Genomic DNA, 17,201 nt, shown 5'->3' on the forward strand with positions numbered 1-17,201 from the left:
TCCTAGAAGTTTTCGCTACTTATAGTATAAAATAACATATCTGGACTTATGTGTATGCAGTTCATAAGCAGATTTTTTCAAACCAGGTAGCCACAAAATAGTTCCTTGGCTATCTTCCACTACCGGCCAATGATCTCTGAAGTGTAAAGGGATTTTTTCATCGATAAAAATATCCTTTACTTTTTTATGTCCCTTCATGCCCTTTACTCGCATTTTATCGCCATTTTTTCGTGTCCTTACCTTTAATGATTGTAAATCGTGAGCTTCATCTAAAAGAAAAACATCGTTTCCTTTTATATCTTCGACTTTATTATGTATTTCACAAATAAGCTGGTGACCATTTGGAAGCTCAACGACCCCGGGAATCGGAACAATAAATTCATATGGCTCGATGTTCCCCTCATTAAAGGTGAAAAGACAGTCGTTGTAAGATCGGATAATGCGTAAACCATTTGGAAAGTCAAGCGTCCCAGACGGTTTTTCACTTTCACAAAATCCTACTAACGTGTCAACATGCGCTGAGGAAAGGGTTGGAGGAATTTCTTTATAGAGATAGTTTAATATTAGTTGAATACCACGCCTTTGTAAAGGCTTGCGTATCCTTAGAAAACAATCTCTATCAATGAGAATTTCATTTTGCAATTTCTTTCTCATTACTTTATTCATCACATCGGTCGTTAATTCCTCTAAGTATGCTTGATCTTCATGCAAGTTCTCGCTAAATTGTTGAAATTTTTCATGTACAGCGACGTTTTCTTGCTTTAAAAATGGCAAAACGTAATGACGAAACCGATTTCTCGTGTACGAGTCTTTCTCATTACTCGGATCAATTCGAGGTGTAAGCCCATGTAGCTTACAGTAGCGATTGATTTCTTCTTTCGTTACGGCTAGGAAAGGCCTAATAATAAATCCATGCCCATATGGCCGCTTGGGCTGCATCCCTGCGTATCCATTCATCGTACTACCTCGAACCATTCGCATTAACATCGTTTCAATCTGATCATCTCCGTGATGTCCTAATGCAAGAAGGTTTGCTTTGTGCTTCTTCATAACATGAGTAAAAAATGCATAGCGGCATTCTCTGGCAGCTACTTGAGAAGATAGCTTTCTTTCCTTCTGATAGGCAGTAACATCAATCTGCTTCGCCTCACATTTAATATTCAATTGTTTGCAGTAGTTCTGCACATATTCCATGTCTTGCTGTGACTCTTGGCCCCGGAACATATGATCAACATGAGCAGCAATAATCGTAAGAGATTTTTGCTCTTTCAGACTCCATAAGAAATGCAGCAGCGCTAAAGAATCAGGACCACCAGAAATACCTACAACCACCGTAGAGCCTGCGGATAATAACTGATGTTTTGTCATAAAATTGTTCACTTGCTTTTCCATAGGAATGACTCATCCTTATAATGTACACGCAATAATGTATCATTAATTTACTTTATACGAATGACTATAAGGAAAGTTTCACAATTTCTCCAAACTTTATAGCACTTGAATAAATAGATACAAAATATAAATCAACATTACAGACGTACAAAGTAGTAGCGTCTCTAACACGTGAGAACGCTTCTTCTTTACTTTAACACGAGGGACAGACGGTTGACGAACGTTTTGAGGCTTTGTTCCTCTACTTTTTGCCCCTCTTCTTTTTTCGACCGATAACACCTCTGTTTTCATTTCTTTAGCTGACTTATACTTTCCCGTAACCGCTTGATACAAAACGTCTCCGAAAGGTTCCAACTGCTTTGTTGTTAATATAAATTGTTTTAATTGTTCAGCCGGTTTGTCTGTTTTATTAATTCGCTTGCCATAAGCTGCGTGAATCAAAACCATAGATACGGCAAACAAATCATAGGTCGGTTCTGCTTTTCGAGAGCCAAGCCCCCAGTGCGCTCGATCATAAAAGTCGGTAAATTCTTTTATTGACCGCCCTTGCAGAGTTGTTCCTCCCACGTCGATCCATCGAACTTTTACGGGGTTAGATGTTACGACCAGGTTTTCTGGTTTTAAATCGCCAAATACCCAACCTTCTTCATGAAGGTTTTCTAAGTCTGTTAAGAGCTGACTTGCAAATACTTGCAGCCATTCTGTCCCTCTTGTTGAGATAAAAGAAAGGAGAGGCTGCCCTTTCACATACTCCATTACATAGAAAGAAAGAGCGTGAGAACCATAGCTCCAATCATCTACATCAAGTAAGCGCGGTCCTAGCACTTTGTCTTTGACTTGAGACAACTTTTTTAATACATTCACTTCTGCTGTAACGGACATGTTGGAAAAGCTTATTTTTAACGCCGCTAGCGTTCCGTTTACTAATTGGACTAAGTAGACAACTCCAGTTGCTCCCACGCCTAATTTCTCAAGAATTTTATAATGGACGTGATGCCATTTTCCTTGAATTTCTGTTCCCGGAGATAGGTTACATACCTGATTCTTCAATGTATTGTTCATTATTTTTTAACAACCCTCTCAATGAGCGCTTTTTAGTGAAATAATGAGTAGCCTCTTTGATAGCCGGTCCAGTAGGCGTAATACCTCCTGCTGTTAGTTTTGGGAAAATCGTTGAAAGCGACTCTAATCTTGGATTCCAGTCCATTAGCTTCTCTACATCTTTCTTTTTCCCAGGAAATAAAAAGATTGAAAATTGATTGTGCCCCATGCGAGCATTCAAGCTTAACGATAAATCTAACAGCGACTCCTTTACAGTAGGGAGCTTATTTTTCATACTTCCGCTCATGTCAACTAAAATAAGAATCTCTAAGTCAACCGTTTCCCCAAGTTCATCAACCACTTCCATGATTTCTCCTCGCTTCTCAGGAGATAACTCTTCTAATCTTGAATTAGAGGAACCTAGAATTTGCTGAAGTTCTTTATTTACAACGCCTTGAAGTGTTTGCGTCATTGCCTGCCTTGTAACCATTTGAACAGTTTGAGACAGCTGTTTTACGTAAACAATTTGACTCACGCCACCGCCTGACATGGCAATGCCTTCTATTTCATTCGTGCTTTGCTCATCAATTGTGTCCTCTTCCATCACACCAATAACGTTTACACTAATTCCTTGTTCTTTAGCTAGTGCAGCCATTGCTACCGGATCTTCACCTGTATTCGAACCACCGTCCGTAATGACCAACATCTGTTTCAATGTACCTTTTTTCATAAAAAAATCCCCTCCTCATTATCAGTATTAACATGATAGACGAGGAGGAGATAAAATATACTTCTATCTAACTATTGTGCTTTTTTACGATAAGCGTAAGAAGGAATCGATGACCATTTCGGGGTATTGTGCTGAAGTTTTGCCACAACTACCGTCATATCATCTTCAATTAAACCTGATTTTGTTCGAATAACTTCTTCCATAATTAAGTCTGCAATTTCTTGTGGATCGTTTGTTTGAAGCTCGCCAATTTTTCGCTTCATCCACATTTCGTAGTTCTCAACGTGTTTTGGTCCTTCAAATACGCCGTCACTCATCATAATTAATAAGTCTTCCGCCTTCATTTGTTCATTCACAACATCCACTTCAAATTCTTCAATAATCCCCATTGGCAAATTGCTTGCCTGTATTTTAATAACCTTATCTCCGCGTTTGATGAAGCTCGGTGTAGAACCGATTTTCAAGAAGTTTACGTTGGCATCTTGTAAGTCGATCATCGCTAAATCTAACGTAGAAAAGATCTCATCGTTTGTACGTAGCGATAAAATAGAGTTAATCGATTTAATTGCAATTGTCTCTTCTATTCCTGTTTGTAAAATTTGTTTTAACAGCTGAAGCGTTTCGCTGCTTTCATAGTGGGCACGCTCTCCATTCCCCATACCATCGCTAATAGCTAGTGCATACTTACCGGCGTTTAGCTCAATCATGGAGTAGCTGTCACCGGATACAAACCCTCCGCCTTTAGCAGCATGTGCCACGCCTGTATCAACAACGTACGCTTTTGTACAGCCAAACGAAACGTGGCAATAGCCTTGAGGATATTTAGCACACTCTTCGTTCTTTACTACAATACTTTCACCTAAAATATCGGTAAGCATTGGCGCAATAATCTTCTCGCATTCTCCTCTTCCGTGACAATATGGCACCCACATTTCAATATCTACATTTCCGGGTTCTAAGCTATAAATTTCAATTTGATTGATTTCCATCCCAAAGTTACGAAGAGCTTCTAAAATCTGTTCTTCTTGTACATTTAAATTTTCGCGCTCTCGCTTAATTTCTTTTGCAAAATTCCCCATAACTTCAGAAACACCGTGAAGCTGTTCTGCTACAATCCTTCTACTTTCTTGAATTTGGGCTTTTAAGTGCTGATTGGCTTTAAAATACGTAAGTTCATGCTCAATCACATCAATGACTTTTTTCGATTTCACACAATGTTTGTCCATTTCTCGAATTAGTCTTGGATTTTGCTCAAGAGTGCCATTATCAACTTCAAGCATAATTTCCTTCATATATTCATAGGTTGTATCAAACTGCTGTGCCCAACATTGTTCTTTTTTAAAACAAAATTGGCACGTCCTTTCGGTAACACTGCTTAAGAAATAATCGACTTCTTTATCCGCGCTTGGCTTTTCATCATAAAATCCATTTTGCGTGAAGCTTTTGGAAAGTGCTTGAAAAACATTTGAGAACTGTTCTACGCGATTCGCTGTTACATCTCGGATCTTGCGCACGTACTGCTGTTGTTCAAGCATGTTTTCAGATGTCCCTGGTACTAGTTTACTTAAGTTTTTCAAAACAAAAGATGGGGTTAATAAAAATAGGACAACGGCCGTCAGTGATTCATACAAATTAGTCGTCAACCCTTGATCTGCCTGAGCATATAGGCCAATTAGCAATGAACCAACAACCAGCCCAAGAGCTGCCCCTAGCTTTTTACCGTCTTTTAAAAGTCCTCCAAGCAAGCCGGAAAAAGCGAGTAAACTCATTTCGTACAAACTGGAAACATTCGCGAAGCTTAAAATTAAACCGGTTACGACCCCTACCGTAGCTCCTATCGTAGGGCCAGATACAAACGCAAAAACTAATACTAAGTAACGAGATAATATATGTTCAGCCGAAAGCCCGTAAATCATCCACCCTATTGTCCCCGTCATAACAGATGCCAACAAAATAATAAGAGAGATCACTTCTTCTGTTTTTAATGATTGTTTTCTCTTTCGGTATGAAATTAAAGGCACGCTTTGTAAGAAAATCATTGTTAAGATAAAGCTCAACCCTGCTTCTACTGCTACAAATGTAAAATCATACATGGTGAATTCCTTGGTAAACACATAAAAAATAGTTAGTTTTGTAAGTAACATCGCGCTAAATACAGTGAACGGCAGCTTCTTTAACGGATCCATTGTCAGTATGCCGCTAAATCGATGAATTAGTAAGAAAACAAATAGTGTAGCAAATACGGTACCTCCATTTTGAATGGAAACACTAAATGCCCCTGCCAATACGGCTAAACTTGCTAACGGTGCTTTTTCTTTTTTTATAGCCATTACAGCTGCAAAGAATGGCAAAGCAAATGGCATGATTTTCATTAAAATTAACGCTCGTCCTAATAAGAAACCTACGACTAGCAGCAACAATCCCCACTGAAATAACACCTTTTCCGTTTTCATACCCGCCTTTGTAAATACACGGGACATTTCTAATCTAGTTCGGTTAAATACCGCCTCTGTTGTTGGACTTGCAAAATCTCTTTCCGTCTTTTGCATTCTCCCACCACCCGCTAATTATACTTATTCGTTATTATATCGCGGCGAAAGGTGAAATTTTGTCAAACGGACTAGCAAAATACCTATAATCGTTCGACTATTTTCTAGTATTATATTGAAAACTATACAAAAAGATGTACAATCTTACATAGCAATTTAAAAAATATCAGAGATACTGTTAAAGCCTATGCTCATCATTCTTTTTTAAAAGCAAATAAAAGTCTATAAAAATAATAAAAAAGTTATTGACAATACCCCTGCTTTTTTATATTATTATAAATGTCTTTTAGAGAACGTATAATGGCGGTGTAGCTCAGCTGGCTAGAGCGTACGGTTCATACCCGTGAGGTCGGGGGTTCGATCCCCTCCGCCGCTACTCGAATAACGGCCCGTTGGTCAAGCGGTTAAGACACCGCCCTTTCACGGCGGTAACACGGGTTCGAATCCCGTACGGGTCATCAAAAAGCATGTACAACAGTACATGCTTTTTTTCTACTCTTTTTTACATATAAAAAAAGCACCTTTTAGATAAAAGGTACTTTCCAAAAACTCGCTATCTATTTGATATAAGCAGCAAGTTAACCGCGTTTTGCACCGCGTCCACCGCGTTTTGATTCGGTATGGCGCTTTAGGGAAGATAAACGTTCTTCACTGTCTTTTAAGAAACGATTCATTTTTTGTTCGAATGTTTCTTTTGTACGGAAATCATTACCGCCACCACGATTGTTATTACGTTGTGGGCGTGAATCACGTGGACGGTCTGAGCGTGGCGCTCTTGCAGGACGCTCTGGTCTTTCTGGACGTTCTGGTTTGTCTACCGCTTTCTTAATTGAAAGACCAATTTTACCATCTTTCTCAACGTTAATTACTTTGACTTCAACTTCGTCGCCCACTTTTAAATGGTCGTTAATGTCCTTTACGTAATTATCAGCTACTTCACTGATATGAACCAAGCCTGTTGAACCTCCTGGTAACTCAACAAAAGCTCCAAAGTTCGTAATACCTGTTACCTTTCCCTGTAACTTGCTGCCTACTTCGATTGACATAAAAAAAATGCTCCTCCTTAAATGATAAAAGAAATCAATTTATTATATTATACAAAAAGCAAAAATACACTGTCAACGAACCATACGTTTAGTCTTTTTTTACATTAAAGATAATTTCCCCGTCTTCTGATAAAAAATAATCTCTGCGGGCAATCTTTTTAATATAATCATCGTCATTTAACTTGACGATTTCACCTTTTAACTGCTTTTGCTTGCTTTGTAATTTTGTCAGCTGCTGTTCTAATTTCACCTTCTCAGCTTTTTTGTTCTCAATAGCTGAGGTTTGCGTAATTAAAGCTGATACCATCAATCCACCAATGATTAAGGCCAACACTCCGAAAACAGTCAAACGCCTAATTAAACCGATACGCTTTCGATCTGTATTTTGTTTAATTTGCTCTTGTTTATGGCTATAATCAGTATTTAACTTCGCGACCTTTTTTTTTCGTACCGCACTCATTGAATTAGTCGTCCCCCTTGTTTTTTAAAGTGTTCACCCATGCAACGATTCTCATTATCATATTCTTTGCACGATTGTAAATTCCTTCTATATACCGAAAACCTATATGTAAAAATCGTTTTACAGGTTTAGGCATCATTCTCCAAAATACGAAAAGAACCCACCTGGTCGGTACGTAAATAAGCTTTAGACAGAATACGAGCAGCTTATGAACGGCTCGGTAGATTCCTAAAGCGACTACAAGTAGAATATGAATAAAGAAGCGGATAGGCTTGACCAAAAAAATATTACTAAGCGTTAAAACACCTCGATATAAACTTAATACGCTCGAGACAGTAAATGTTAATACTTTTAAATACAGCGATTGAAATAAGCTTTGATACGCGGCAAAACCGCAAAACAAAGCAAGAAACGCATACAAACGCAGTTCTCCTTCATTCACTAAAAACAACACATAAAAAATGAGAAGAGCTTGCACCATCCAAAACAATACGTCATTCACAAATACAAACCATGGGCGTGATTTAGAGCGATTAACAAAGTAACGATAAGTATCGAGAGAAGCACCTAAACCGCTTCCCATCGATACCATCGCAAGCATTGTATAGAGCTGAATGTTTAAACTCATCGAAACAACTTACTAAAGAATCCTTTAGCCTTCTCCGATTGGTTCTCATCTAAGTAAACTATATCAAAGATTTTTCCTTTTATCGATACAATTCCTTGATCAACGTCTAAATTTTTCATTTGCAGATTTTGCCCTCTAACTGACAAGAAACCCATCACTGTTTCAAGTAAAAATTCCTCATTGTCAAAGCTCTCTACCTGCTTCACACCCGTGATATCTAAGAGACGCCGACCCTTCATCACTAAATCATGATTTGGAGTATGGTCTTTGTTTGAATTGCTTGTTTCGTAAAATTGGCTCATATCTTCATCCCCACCTCATTCATTAAGAGCATTCGCTCTTGTTATCTGTTGTTTAAAACATATGAATGAGAAAGGTGATTTAGAACAAGCCTTCATCAGTTATACTTCAGATGAAATACGCTCTTCTTTGACAATTGAGTACAAATTAGCTGCTTCTTCTTTTTTAGCTGCTTCTTGAAGAGCCTCTATTTTAACGGTAATTTTCTTCGTGCCAAATGTGATCGCTAATTCATCTCCTACTTTCACATTTGTGCTTGCTTTTGCAACGATACCATTAATAGTAATACGGCCCTTGTCTGATACTTCTTTTGCTAATGTACGGCGCTTAATTAAACGTGATACTTTTAAAAATTTATCTAACCTCATAATTCCCTCACCTTTCTGTTTTACAAACCTGTTTTTTTGGCTTCTTCCCAAAATTCGTCTAACTCTTCTAACGAAAAAGATTCAAATGGTTTTTCAGAAGCTCTCACTTTTTCTTCAATATATTGAAATCGATTTAAAAATTTTGTATTCGTTTTAGCTAATGCAGCTTCAGAGTCAATTTTATAAAATCTTGCAATATTCACTAAAGCAAATAAAATATCTCCAAATTCATCGCTCATTTTTTCTTTATCAGCATGCTGTACTTCCTCTTGGAATTCAGCAAGTTCTTCCTGTACTTTTTCCCACATAGGTTCAACTTCTGACCAATCGAAACCAACTTTTGCAGCTTGTTTTTGGTATCCATGCGCTTTCATTAAAGAAGGCATAGCCTCAGGTACAGAAGCTAACAGAGACGAAGGTTCCTCTCCTTTTTCTTCTTTTTTGATTTCATCCCAATTCTTTAAGACCTCATCTGCATCATTCACGCTCACGTCCCCAAACACATGCGGATGGCGTCTTACCATTTTCTCTGAAACACTGCGAATGACATCATCAATTGAAAACATTCCTTCATCTTCACCGATTTGTGCATGAAGCAATACTTGCAGCAATACATCACCGAGCTCTTCAATCATATTATCGTCATCTTGACGGTCAATTGCATCTAATAACTCATAAGACTCTTCTAGCAAATAGCGCTTGAGCGATTCATGCGTTTGTTTTTGATCCCAAGGACATCCGTTTGGCCCTCTAAGCGTGGCAATAATCCTTCTGAATGCGTCAAATTGATGATATAAAATTGTTTCGTCTGCTACTGGAGGGACATAAATAGTCGTTAAGTTATTGAGCGACATTTCTCTATCCAATTCATACAGCTTGACCGGCTGGATTTTTTCTTCACTGCTTCCCGCTGCTGTTACAATGTAAACGAGGTAATCATCAGGAACATGTTCCATCAGCGTGAGCTTTACCTCTGAGGCAACGAACTGATCGTATACTTGAGCAATTAGAACATGACCTGTTAACTCTATTTCGCTTCGCTTTAAGTCTGTTCCGTCTAGCAGCTGAAACCCTTCAATAGGATCGATCTTTAGCGCACCAAAAATTGGGTCTAAGAAGCTTTGTCCTCCTTTAATTTCAACAGGAATGCCTCGTTCTTTTCCTTTTTGTAAAAGTAATTGAACTGTACGTTCTGCCACTAAAGGGTGCCCGGGAACGGCATACACCACTTCTTCTATTGAAGCTTTATCGATTAAATCATTTGATATATGTTCATATACCTCTTCAAATGCATCATACGATTCGTATATGTCATCATAGGATACATACGTCAAGCCTTCACTTTCTAATTCTTTGATTACAGGATGTTCTTTTGTGCGCATATAAATATGCTTCTCCTGCTGTAGCAAGCGATAAATACCTACAGGTAGCTGTTCTAAGTCGCCTGCTCCTAAACCAATAACTGTTACTTTACCTGTCATTGCTTCACCTTCTTATTTATTTTTTAATACGTATTTAGCTAAAACACTTCCCATTGGAAGTAAACGTAATTCCTCTTTGGTAAAAATATGTTGTTTCATAATGATAAACAAATAAAACAAACCGCCTATTAAAACACCAGCTCCTGTTTCAACCACTTGTTTGCTTGTATCTAAACCATTAGACCATACAAAGTGATGTAAACAAAATAAATAGCTTTGCAAAAGAACGACCATTGCTATGCCCGTTATAAAAATACCGCCACTCGCCTTTTTCGGAACAAGAGGTACAGCAAGCTTTTTATATAGACAAAATAGATTGATTGCTGCAACGATAGCGAATCCAGCTGAGGAAGCAATGGCTGCTCCTATAGTTTGAAAATCTGGTATTAGCCAAAGGTTCAATATCAGTTTGACTGCCATGCCAGCGATAACGGCTATCACAGGCGCGAAAACAGCTCCCATCCCCTGCAGCACAGCTCCAGCAGTTGCTGCTACGGTTGTAAATATAACTAACAAGCTCAAAATTTGTAAAACGTCCGTTCCGTCGGAGTTACTATATAAAAGCATATTAATGGGTTTCATCAGCGCAATCAAGCCAAAGGCTGCTCCAACTCCGACTACAAGCGATAGTCGGAGAGACAGCTGAACTTTTTCAACCACAAATGACAGGTTCTTTTTCGCGATGGCTGAAGAAATAACGGGTACAAGCGAAAGTGAAAAAGCTGTACCTACTACTGTACCTAATTGAATCAACGGAAGTCCACGGTCATAAATACCTTTTGAAACTTTTGCTGCCTGTTCAGCCATGCCGTGCGCCGTCAGACTAGAATATAAAGTAAAGGAGTCAATAAGCTGGATAAACAGCAGACCCATACCGCTAATACAAATTAATAAGCCTTGAATAACAAGGATTTTAAATATTTTCTTGATGTCTGCTTTTTTTATGCGTTGAAATACTCCCTTAGAATTCGTTTTTGTTCTAAAAACAAATAAAAATAAAATAATAAGGGATGTTATACCACCTGTTATAGAACCAAAAATAGCTCCCGCCCCTGCAGTATATAAATCATACCCATGTTGGATCAAGAAAATAGACAGGCACAAAATAGTCCCTACTCGTACAACTTGTTCTGCAATTTGAGACAGCGCTGTAGGAAACATATTATGTAGTCCTTGATAATAACCACGAATAACAGCAATAAACGGAATAAGTAAAAAGGAAAATGAAATAATTTGAATGAGAACCGTTAACTTACGATCTCCCATCCACTCGGCAATCGTTTCTGCGAAAATATATTCAAACGCAAATATCGTGCAGCCTACTACAAACAAAAAAGCAAACGAAACTTGAAGTATTCCTCGGATTTCCTTTCTCCGATTTGTTACCGCATACTCAGCTACTAACTTTGAAATAATTACAGGGAAACCATATGTACCTAGCTGTAGCGCAATTCCATATAGCGGATAAACTTGCTGATAGATATAAAAACCTATATCTCCCGCAATATGGTGATATGGAATACGGTAAGTAGCACTTAAGATTTTCGTAAATAAACCTGCGAGCGTTAAAATGATAGCACCGTTAAAAATAGAATAGAGCTTTGATTGTTTCTGCATTCCTACACCTTTCACCTGCAGCTTGTAATTATGTGAACAACTCTTTTTATTAGACGCTAACCGCAATAGAATAGAGCTTTGTTCTTATAAAACATCCTGCACTTTCCAATAAATAAAATACCGTACCATTATATCATGTTCTCTTTATTTCTAAGGTAAGACAGCATGAAAAAAGGCAGCAGAAACTGCTACCTTTTCAGTAAATAATGTAAAATAAAGATAATTACGCTTACTGCTCCATTTGACGAGATAAGAAGCTAGCTGCCGTTTCGGCTGCTTTATGCTCTACTTCACCAAGAGACTTATCTTTCGAGAAAATGACAACGGCTCCAATCGGATCTCCATTTGCAATAATCGGACCGATTGTGTAAGAAGAAATATTTTCTTCGTATCCATCGACAAATTCAAGGTTTTTCCCATCAGTTACTAAAGAAGAACTGCGGCTTTCCATAACAGATTCTACTAACGAACTAATGTTTTTATTTAAGTATTCTTTTTTAGAACTTCCTGCTACCGCAATAAATACATCGCGGTCACAAATAAGTACAGGATGACCTAAGCTATCGTATAGCGCTTCGCCATACTCTTTTGCAAAGTCTCCCAATTCACTAATTGGCGAATATTTCTTTAAAATAACCTCTCCATCGCGATCGACGAAAATCTCTAGCGGATCTCCCTCTCGGATGCGAAGCGTTCTTCTAATTTCTTTTGGAATCACAACGCGACCCAAATCATCAATACGACGAACAATACCTGTTGCTTTCATTCATTGAAGCCTCTCTTTCATATGATGATTAAAATAGTTGGTGAATATCACTGATGGCTATATGATAAAAGGTTCACCTTTGTTGAGGTTAGTATTCTTCACTCTACAACTTCTATTCACCAACCATCTCTTTTTTTGTTAAAAAGTGTGCTTTTATTAAAAAAATGTCCAAAAAACCGCCAAAACATGGGGATTTGGATATTTTTATTTTGACTATACAAAAAGAAGGCTCAAAAATGAGCCTTCTTTTTAATTTGTAACTTGTTCTTTTTTAACAGTGGCTACTCCTTTTACTAACTGATACACAATATTGAGCCATTCTTTTTGAGCAAGTCCTTTTACATTAACCACTAATTTTACTTTCTTGCCTTCCATACCTAAGCTGACCATTCTGCCAAATTGATCACCTAGCATGAATAATTTTTGACCGTCTATCGTTGAGCTCGCTTCTTCAGACAGCAGAATAGAAATTTCTTGTTTTGACTGAAGAATAGATTCTACTAAGTTCTGCGTTGCATATACTTTTGTTTCAGCTACTTTAAACAAATACTCAACCTCAGCCGGATACTCTCCAAAACGATCAATCATTTCATCCTGCAACTCTTGAATATCCTCTAGTGCTTCAATTCCTCTAAAGCGCTTATACATCTCAATTTTCAAGCGGCCGTCTGTAATGTACTGATCAGGGATATACGCGTCTAAGTCCAGATTCATTTCCACATTAAATTTCACACTTTCTCCGTCAGACCCGCGTCTTTCCTCTATCGCTTCTTTAAGCATTTGTGAATAGAGATCGAAACCGACAGAATCGATAAATCCATGCTGCTGAGCACCCAGTAAGTTTCCGGCGCCACGTATTGAAAGATCACGCATAGCAATTTTAAAACCAGAACCTAATTCAGTGAATTCTTTAATAGCTTGCAGACGCTTTTCAGCTACTTCTGTCAGTACTTTGTCTTTATGATACGTAAAGTACGCATATGCCACGCGATTTGAACGACCTACGCGCCCTCTTAATTGATACAGTTGTGATAATCCCATCTTATCAGCATTATTGACAATGAGCGTATTTACATTTGGAATATCTACTCCTGTTTCGATAATGGTTGTACTCACAATCACGTCATATTCGCCTTCTAAAAAGCTTAAGATAACCGCTTCGAGTTCTGTTTCATTCATTTTTCCGTGGGCATACGTTACCCTGGCATCAGGCACGAGCATCGAAATTTCTTCTGCTTTTCGTTCAATATCTTCTACGCGATTATATAAAAAGTAAACTTGGCCATCACGCGCTAACTCACGCTCAATCGCTTCACGAACCAGAACCGGGTTATACTCTACTACATATGTTTGAACCGGAAAACGATTTTCAGGCGGCGTTTCAATAACAGACAAATCCCTTACGCCCAACATGGACATATGTAATGTTCGTGGAATAGGTGTTGCTGTAAGTGTAAGGACATCAACGTTTGCTTTCATTTGCTTAATTTTTTCCTTGTGCGTTACACCAAAACGCTGCTCTTCATCGATAACTAACAACCCTAAATCTTTATAAATTACGTCTTTAGATAGTAAACGATGTGTACCAATCACTACATCTACGGTCCCATTTTTTAGCCCTTTAATTGTTTCTTGCTGCTGTTTACGGCTGCGAAAGCGACTCAATAGCCCTATATTGATTGGATAGTCTTGAAAACGCTCACGGATGGTTTCATAATGCTGCTGAGCTAAAATAGTGGTTGGCACTAAAATAGCCACTTGTTTTCCATCTGTCACAGCTTTAAACGCAGCACGAATGGCTACTTCCGTTTTTCCGTATCCAACGTCTCCACAAAGCAGACGATCCATTGGCCTTTCATGTTCCATATCCTTTTTAATTTCTTGTACAGAACGAAGCTGATCTTCGGTTTCTTGATAAGGGAAAGCTGTTTCAAATTCCCTCTGTAAATCGCCATCCGGGGAAAATGCATAACCTTTACTTGCTTCACGCTCTGCATACAGTTTAATTAAGTCATCAGCGATGTCTTGAACAGAAGACTCAACTTTTCGTTTCACTTTCTTCCAGTCATTTCCGCCAAGTTTATATACTTTTGGCTCTTTCCCTTCAGAGCCTACATATTTTTGTACTTGATCAATCTGTTCAACAGGAACATACAGCTTGTCAGAGCCTTCATATTTGATATGGATATAATCTTTATGATTACCGTTAATCTCTAACGTTTCCATTCCTAAATAACGGCCAATACCGTGGTTCACGTGAACGACATAGTCACCTACGTTTAACTCTGAATAACTTTTAATACGCTCTGCATTGGAAAGCTTTTGACGACGCTTTGATTTCTTTACCCGTTTTTTAAACAATTCTTCCTCAGTTAAAACGGCTAATTTTTGCATTGGCAGTTCAAAGCCCATTTGTAAATCGCCTTCAATAATTTGAACAAGACCTGGCACAAGCTGACCATTTCCATCTAAAATAGATGAGTCAATATCATAATCTGCTAGCACACTTTCAAGTTTTTTTACGCGCTCTTTATCTGCTCCTAAGAGGACTACCGTATAATTAGCATTTTTCCAACGTTCAATTTCACTTTTTAATAAGTTCATTTGGCCGTAAAACTGCTGCATCTGCTTACATGAAATATTAATAATATTTTGCGGACTCGTATACGATACGTGCTTCAAAAATAACGATAAGTATAAAAACTGATGTTTTGCTCGCTGAATAAGAGATGGGAGCTTGTGAGATAATTGAACGTCCCGAACAATTTGTCCCTGTCCTAATAATTCTGTTATCCATTCAGCTTCCTCTGTTTCAAGCTGATCAGACGTTTCTTGAATTCGAGTTGTCTCATCAAAGATGACAAGGCCGCCTTCTGGTAAATAATCTAGTAAACTAGCAGGCGATTCGTAGAAGAATGGTAAATACTTGAACATATTTTCAAGAAGCTGACCTTGACGCAGCTGTTCAATTTCACCTTTAATATTTTCTGTTAAGGTAGCTTTTAGCGCTGCGTTTTTTACTTGTTGAAGCGTCGAAGCCAGCTGTGCTTCTAGCTCTTCGATTCCTTTAGCCACTTCATTTTGTTTCACAATGATTTCCGTAGCAGGGCCGATTGAAATTTCTTTTAACTGCTCTTGAGAGCGTTGATCCTCGATTGTAAAAGTACGAATCGAATCAATCTCTGTATCAAATAGTTCAATTCGGACAGGTAGCTCTTCTGTTAACGGATAAATGTCAATGATTCCTCCGCGCACACTAAACTCACCCGGAGCTGAAACCATCGATGCCCGCTCATAACCCAACTCAACTAACCTTTTTAAATAATGATCAACGTCGATGTCAATTCCCATTTGAAACGGCAGCTGCGTTTGCTCCCATCTTGCTTTAGGAGGCAGCAGCTTTCGAATTCCTGCAAGTGGTGTTACAACTACTCCACCTGTATGTTGACTCCAATAATTGAGTACTTCAATTCGCTGAGCCTTTAATTCTGGACTTGCAATCCCCACTTCTGTAGCAACTAAATCGTTAACAGGGTATAAGAAAACGTCTTTTTCCGGTAAAAGATGCAAAAGGTCTTCATACACTTTTTGAGCTTGATATAAATTATGAGTCACTACTAATAAGGGGTATTTTTTATCCTCATTTAAGAGTGCCATTAATACAGATCGAGCTGAACCGGAAATTCCCGTTACTAACTGTTCTTTCAAACCTTCTTCTAAACTGCTGACAACAGCTCCAATTTCTTTATTTTCTTCAAATTGCTGTCTAATCCCTCGCAAAGGAATTCCCTCCTCCCATGATATGTCTAAACTAAACAGAAAAACGCTTTGGTTTGAGACCAAAGCTTTTTATTGTATAAATGTTTCGTACTGATGATAGTCTGGATTTCGTTCTAGCGCTTCTTGACAGTCTTCACAAATAATTTTAACCACGATATCTCCACTATTATGGTAGTGAATAAAGTCTTTTCGTTCATCTGCGGTCAGGTGATTAAAACCGAGTGCTTCTGTATTGTGAGCTGTCTTTTCTATCATACCGACTTTTGAGCCACAATGTCTACAGAAATAATGAATAGACATACAAATCCTCCCAAATCTTTTAGTGTTAGTATGGACGATTGAGAGAAATTTTATTCTACTTAATTATAGCGATTCATTACTTCTAAGAACGTTTTACCTAAAAAGTCTTCACTCGCGTGTACAGACGTTTTCATCGCTTCTTCCATATGAACCATTTCATCTTCTGTAAAGCGCCCTAGTACATAATCAACTACTTTCATACCGTTTTTCGGACGATCAATTCCAATACGAATTCGATTAAACTCTTGGGTTTTTAAATGCTGAATAATTGATTTTATTCCGTTATGGCCGCCTGGACTTCCTTTTGTACGCAATCTTACTTTTCCGCACGGTAAATCTAAGTCATCGTAAATAACAAGCAAGTCTTCGACGTCTATATCAAAATAGTCCATTAACGGGCGAATACTTTCTCCTGATAAATTCATATATGTTAGAGGCTTTAATAATATGACTTTTTCTCCTTTTATTATACCTGTTCCATATATTCCGTTAAACTTTGTTTTATCTAATGAAATCATAAACTGTTCAGCAATTTTATCAATTGCCATAAATCCTATGTTATGACGAGTACGGTCATATTCTTTTCCAGGATTTCCTAAACCAACGATTAATTTCAAAATAGATACTCCTTTCCACTCTATATAAGTTGTACATAATAGGTAAATGTCTTTAATATTTTACATTACTATATAGTATCACTTTTATTATAATCAATTCACACAAAAAGACGTAACCTTTTGGTT

Annotated in this window: 15 protein-coding genes and 2 tRNA genes; 2 read left to right on the forward strand and 15 right to left on the reverse strand. The window is 38.0% G+C overall.

The features are described from left to right. Nucleotides 1-15: 15 nt before the first annotated feature. The 4 genes from tilS to spoIIE all read right to left on the reverse strand — a co-directional run bounded on the left by tilS (nt 16) and on the right by spoIIE (nt 5,712). Complete coding sequence (gene tilS / locus ACO1DI_RS24220) at nt 16-1,392, reverse strand: tRNA lysidine(34) synthetase TilS (protein WP_028412648.1); 1,377 nt, start codon at nt 1,390-1,392, stop codon at nt 16-18. 96 nt (nt 1,393-1,488) lie between these two features. Continuing rightward, complete coding sequence (locus ACO1DI_RS24225) at nt 1,489-2,454, reverse strand: protein kinase domain-containing protein (protein ID WP_423145659.1); 966 nt, start codon at nt 2,452-2,454, stop codon at nt 1,489-1,491. Next, nucleotides 2,423-3,163: a VWA domain-containing protein gene (locus ACO1DI_RS24230; RefSeq protein WP_013054881.1), complete on the reverse strand. Its 741-nt coding sequence runs from the start codon at nt 3,161-3,163 to the stop codon at nt 2,423-2,425. The genes ACO1DI_RS24225 and ACO1DI_RS24230 overlap by 32 nt, the downstream gene beginning before the upstream one ends. Nucleotides 3,164-3,234: 71 nt before the next feature. Then, a complete protein-coding gene (gene spoIIE, locus ACO1DI_RS24235) occupies nt 3,235-5,712 on the reverse strand; it encodes a stage II sporulation protein E (RefSeq protein ID WP_013054880.1) in 2,478 nt (825 codons plus the stop codon). Nucleotides 5,713-6,014: 302 nt separating this feature from the next. Between spoIIE and ACO1DI_RS24240 the strand changes: the two genes are divergently transcribed. Both ACO1DI_RS24240 and ACO1DI_RS24245 read left to right on the forward strand, forming a co-directional pair. After that, a tRNA-Met gene (locus ACO1DI_RS24240) sits at nt 6,015-6,088 on the forward strand. A 10-nt stretch (nt 6,089-6,098) separates the two neighbouring features. Continuing rightward, nucleotides 6,099-6,170, forward strand: a tRNA-Glu gene (locus tag ACO1DI_RS24245). Nucleotides 6,171-6,290: 120 nt separating this feature from the next. Here the strand turns inward: ACO1DI_RS24245 and ACO1DI_RS24250 are convergent. The 11 genes from ACO1DI_RS24250 to pth form a co-directional block, all read right to left on the reverse strand. Further along, a complete protein-coding gene (locus tag ACO1DI_RS24250) occupies nt 6,291-6,758 on the reverse strand; it encodes a S1 domain-containing RNA-binding protein (protein WP_013054879.1) in 468 nt (155 codons plus the stop codon). An 88-nt stretch (nt 6,759-6,846) separates the two neighbouring features. Then, nucleotides 6,847-7,218 (reverse strand): FtsB family cell division protein, encoded by a 372-nt coding sequence (locus tag ACO1DI_RS24255; RefSeq protein WP_013054878.1) that lies wholly within the window; start codon nt 7,216-7,218, stop codon nt 6,847-6,849. A 4-nt stretch (nt 7,219-7,222) separates the two neighbouring features. Continuing rightward, complete coding sequence (gene yabQ / locus ACO1DI_RS24260; protein ID WP_116741813.1) at nt 7,223-7,846, reverse strand: spore cortex biosynthesis protein YabQ; 624 nt, start codon at nt 7,844-7,846, stop codon at nt 7,223-7,225. Further along, nucleotides 7,843-8,148 carry a sporulation protein YabP gene (gene yabP, locus ACO1DI_RS24265; protein ID WP_013054876.1) on the reverse strand — a complete coding sequence of 102 codons (306 nt, stop codon included), beginning with the start codon at nt 8,146-8,148 and terminating at the stop codon, nt 7,843-7,845. Before yabP ends, yabQ begins: the two co-directional genes overlap by 4 nt. 99 nt (nt 8,149-8,247) lie before the next feature. After that, complete coding sequence (locus tag ACO1DI_RS24270) at nt 8,248-8,514, reverse strand: RNA-binding S4 domain-containing protein (protein ID WP_013054875.1); 267 nt, start codon at nt 8,512-8,514, stop codon at nt 8,248-8,250. A gap of 20 nt (nt 8,515-8,534) precedes the next feature. Then, nucleotides 8,535-9,995: a nucleoside triphosphate pyrophosphohydrolase gene (gene mazG, locus ACO1DI_RS24275; protein ID WP_014462054.1), complete on the reverse strand. Its 1,461-nt coding sequence runs from the start codon at nt 9,993-9,995 to the stop codon at nt 8,535-8,537. 12 nt (nt 9,996-10,007) lie between these two features. Then, the gene (locus ACO1DI_RS24280; RefSeq protein ID WP_328575047.1) at nt 10,008-11,612 is read right to left on the reverse strand and encodes a polysaccharide biosynthesis protein; all 1,605 of its coding nucleotides are present in this window, start codon (nt 11,610-11,612) and stop codon (nt 10,008-10,010) included. 229 nt (nt 11,613-11,841) lie between these two features. Next, nucleotides 11,842-12,378: a stage V sporulation protein T gene (gene spoVT, locus ACO1DI_RS24285; RefSeq protein ID WP_013054872.1), complete on the reverse strand. Its 537-nt coding sequence runs from the start codon at nt 12,376-12,378 to the stop codon at nt 11,842-11,844. 249 nt (nt 12,379-12,627) lie between these two features. Continuing rightward, entirely contained in the window at nt 12,628-16,158 is a 3,531-nt protein-coding gene (gene mfd, locus ACO1DI_RS24290) for a transcription-repair coupling factor (RefSeq protein WP_423145660.1), read from the reverse strand. Nucleotides 16,159-16,227: 69 nt separating this feature from the next. After that, a complete protein-coding gene (locus ACO1DI_RS24295; protein WP_014462057.1) occupies nt 16,228-16,458 on the reverse strand; it encodes an anti-sigma-F factor Fin family protein in 231 nt (76 codons plus the stop codon). A gap of 59 nt (nt 16,459-16,517) precedes the next feature. Then, entirely contained in the window at nt 16,518-17,075 is a 558-nt protein-coding gene (gene pth / locus ACO1DI_RS24300; protein WP_013054868.1) for an aminoacyl-tRNA hydrolase, read from the reverse strand. Nucleotides 17,076-17,201: the final 126 nt, after the last annotated feature.

Source organism: Priestia sp. 40 (assembly GCF_049368575.1).
In the GTDB taxonomy this organism is placed as follows: Bacteria; Bacillota; Bacilli; order Bacillales; family Bacillaceae_H; genus Priestia; species Priestia zanthoxyli.

Excerpts from the sequence above, each read along its gene's own strand:
- mazG (WP_014462054.1), bottom strand. The coding sequence starts at position 9,995 with ATGACAGGTAAAGTAACAGTTATTGGTTTAGGAGCAGGCGACTTAGAA.
- yabQ (WP_116741813.1), bottom strand. The coding sequence starts at position 7,846 with ATGAGTTTAAACATTCAGCTCTATACAATGCTTGCGATGGTATCGATG.
- ACO1DI_RS24225 (WP_423145659.1), bottom strand. The coding sequence starts at position 2,454 with ATGAACAATACATTGAAGAATCAGGTATGTAACCTATCTCCGGGAACA.
- spoIIE (WP_013054880.1), bottom strand. The coding sequence starts at position 5,712 with ATGCAAAAGACGGAAAGAGATTTTGCAAGTCCAACAACAGAGGCGGTA.
- spoVT (WP_013054872.1), bottom strand. The coding sequence starts at position 12,378 with ATGAAAGCAACAGGTATTGTTCGTCGTATTGATGATTTGGGTCGCGTT.
- ACO1DI_RS24280 (WP_328575047.1), bottom strand. The coding sequence starts at position 11,612 with ATGCAGAAACAATCAAAGCTCTATTCTATTTTTAACGGTGCTATCATT.
- ACO1DI_RS24255 (WP_013054878.1), bottom strand. The coding sequence starts at position 7,218 with ATGAGTGCGGTACGAAAAAAAAAGGTCGCGAAGTTAAATACTGATTAT.
- tilS (WP_028412648.1), bottom strand. The coding sequence starts at position 1,392 with ATGGAAAAGCAAGTGAACAATTTTATGACAAAACATCAGTTATTATCC.
- yabP (WP_013054876.1), bottom strand. The coding sequence starts at position 8,148 with ATGAGCCAATTTTACGAAACAAGCAATTCAAACAAAGACCATACTCCA.
- ACO1DI_RS24270 (WP_013054875.1), bottom strand. The coding sequence starts at position 8,514 with ATGAGGTTAGATAAATTTTTAAAAGTATCACGTTTAATTAAGCGCCGT.
- ACO1DI_RS24295 (WP_014462057.1), bottom strand. The coding sequence starts at position 16,458 with ATGTCTATTCATTATTTCTGTAGACATTGTGGCTCAAAAGTCGGTATG.
- ACO1DI_RS24250 (WP_013054879.1), bottom strand. The coding sequence starts at position 6,758 with ATGTCAATCGAAGTAGGCAGCAAGTTACAGGGAAAGGTAACAGGTATT.
- ACO1DI_RS24230 (WP_013054881.1), bottom strand. The coding sequence starts at position 3,163 with ATGAAAAAAGGTACATTGAAACAGATGTTGGTCATTACGGACGGTGGT.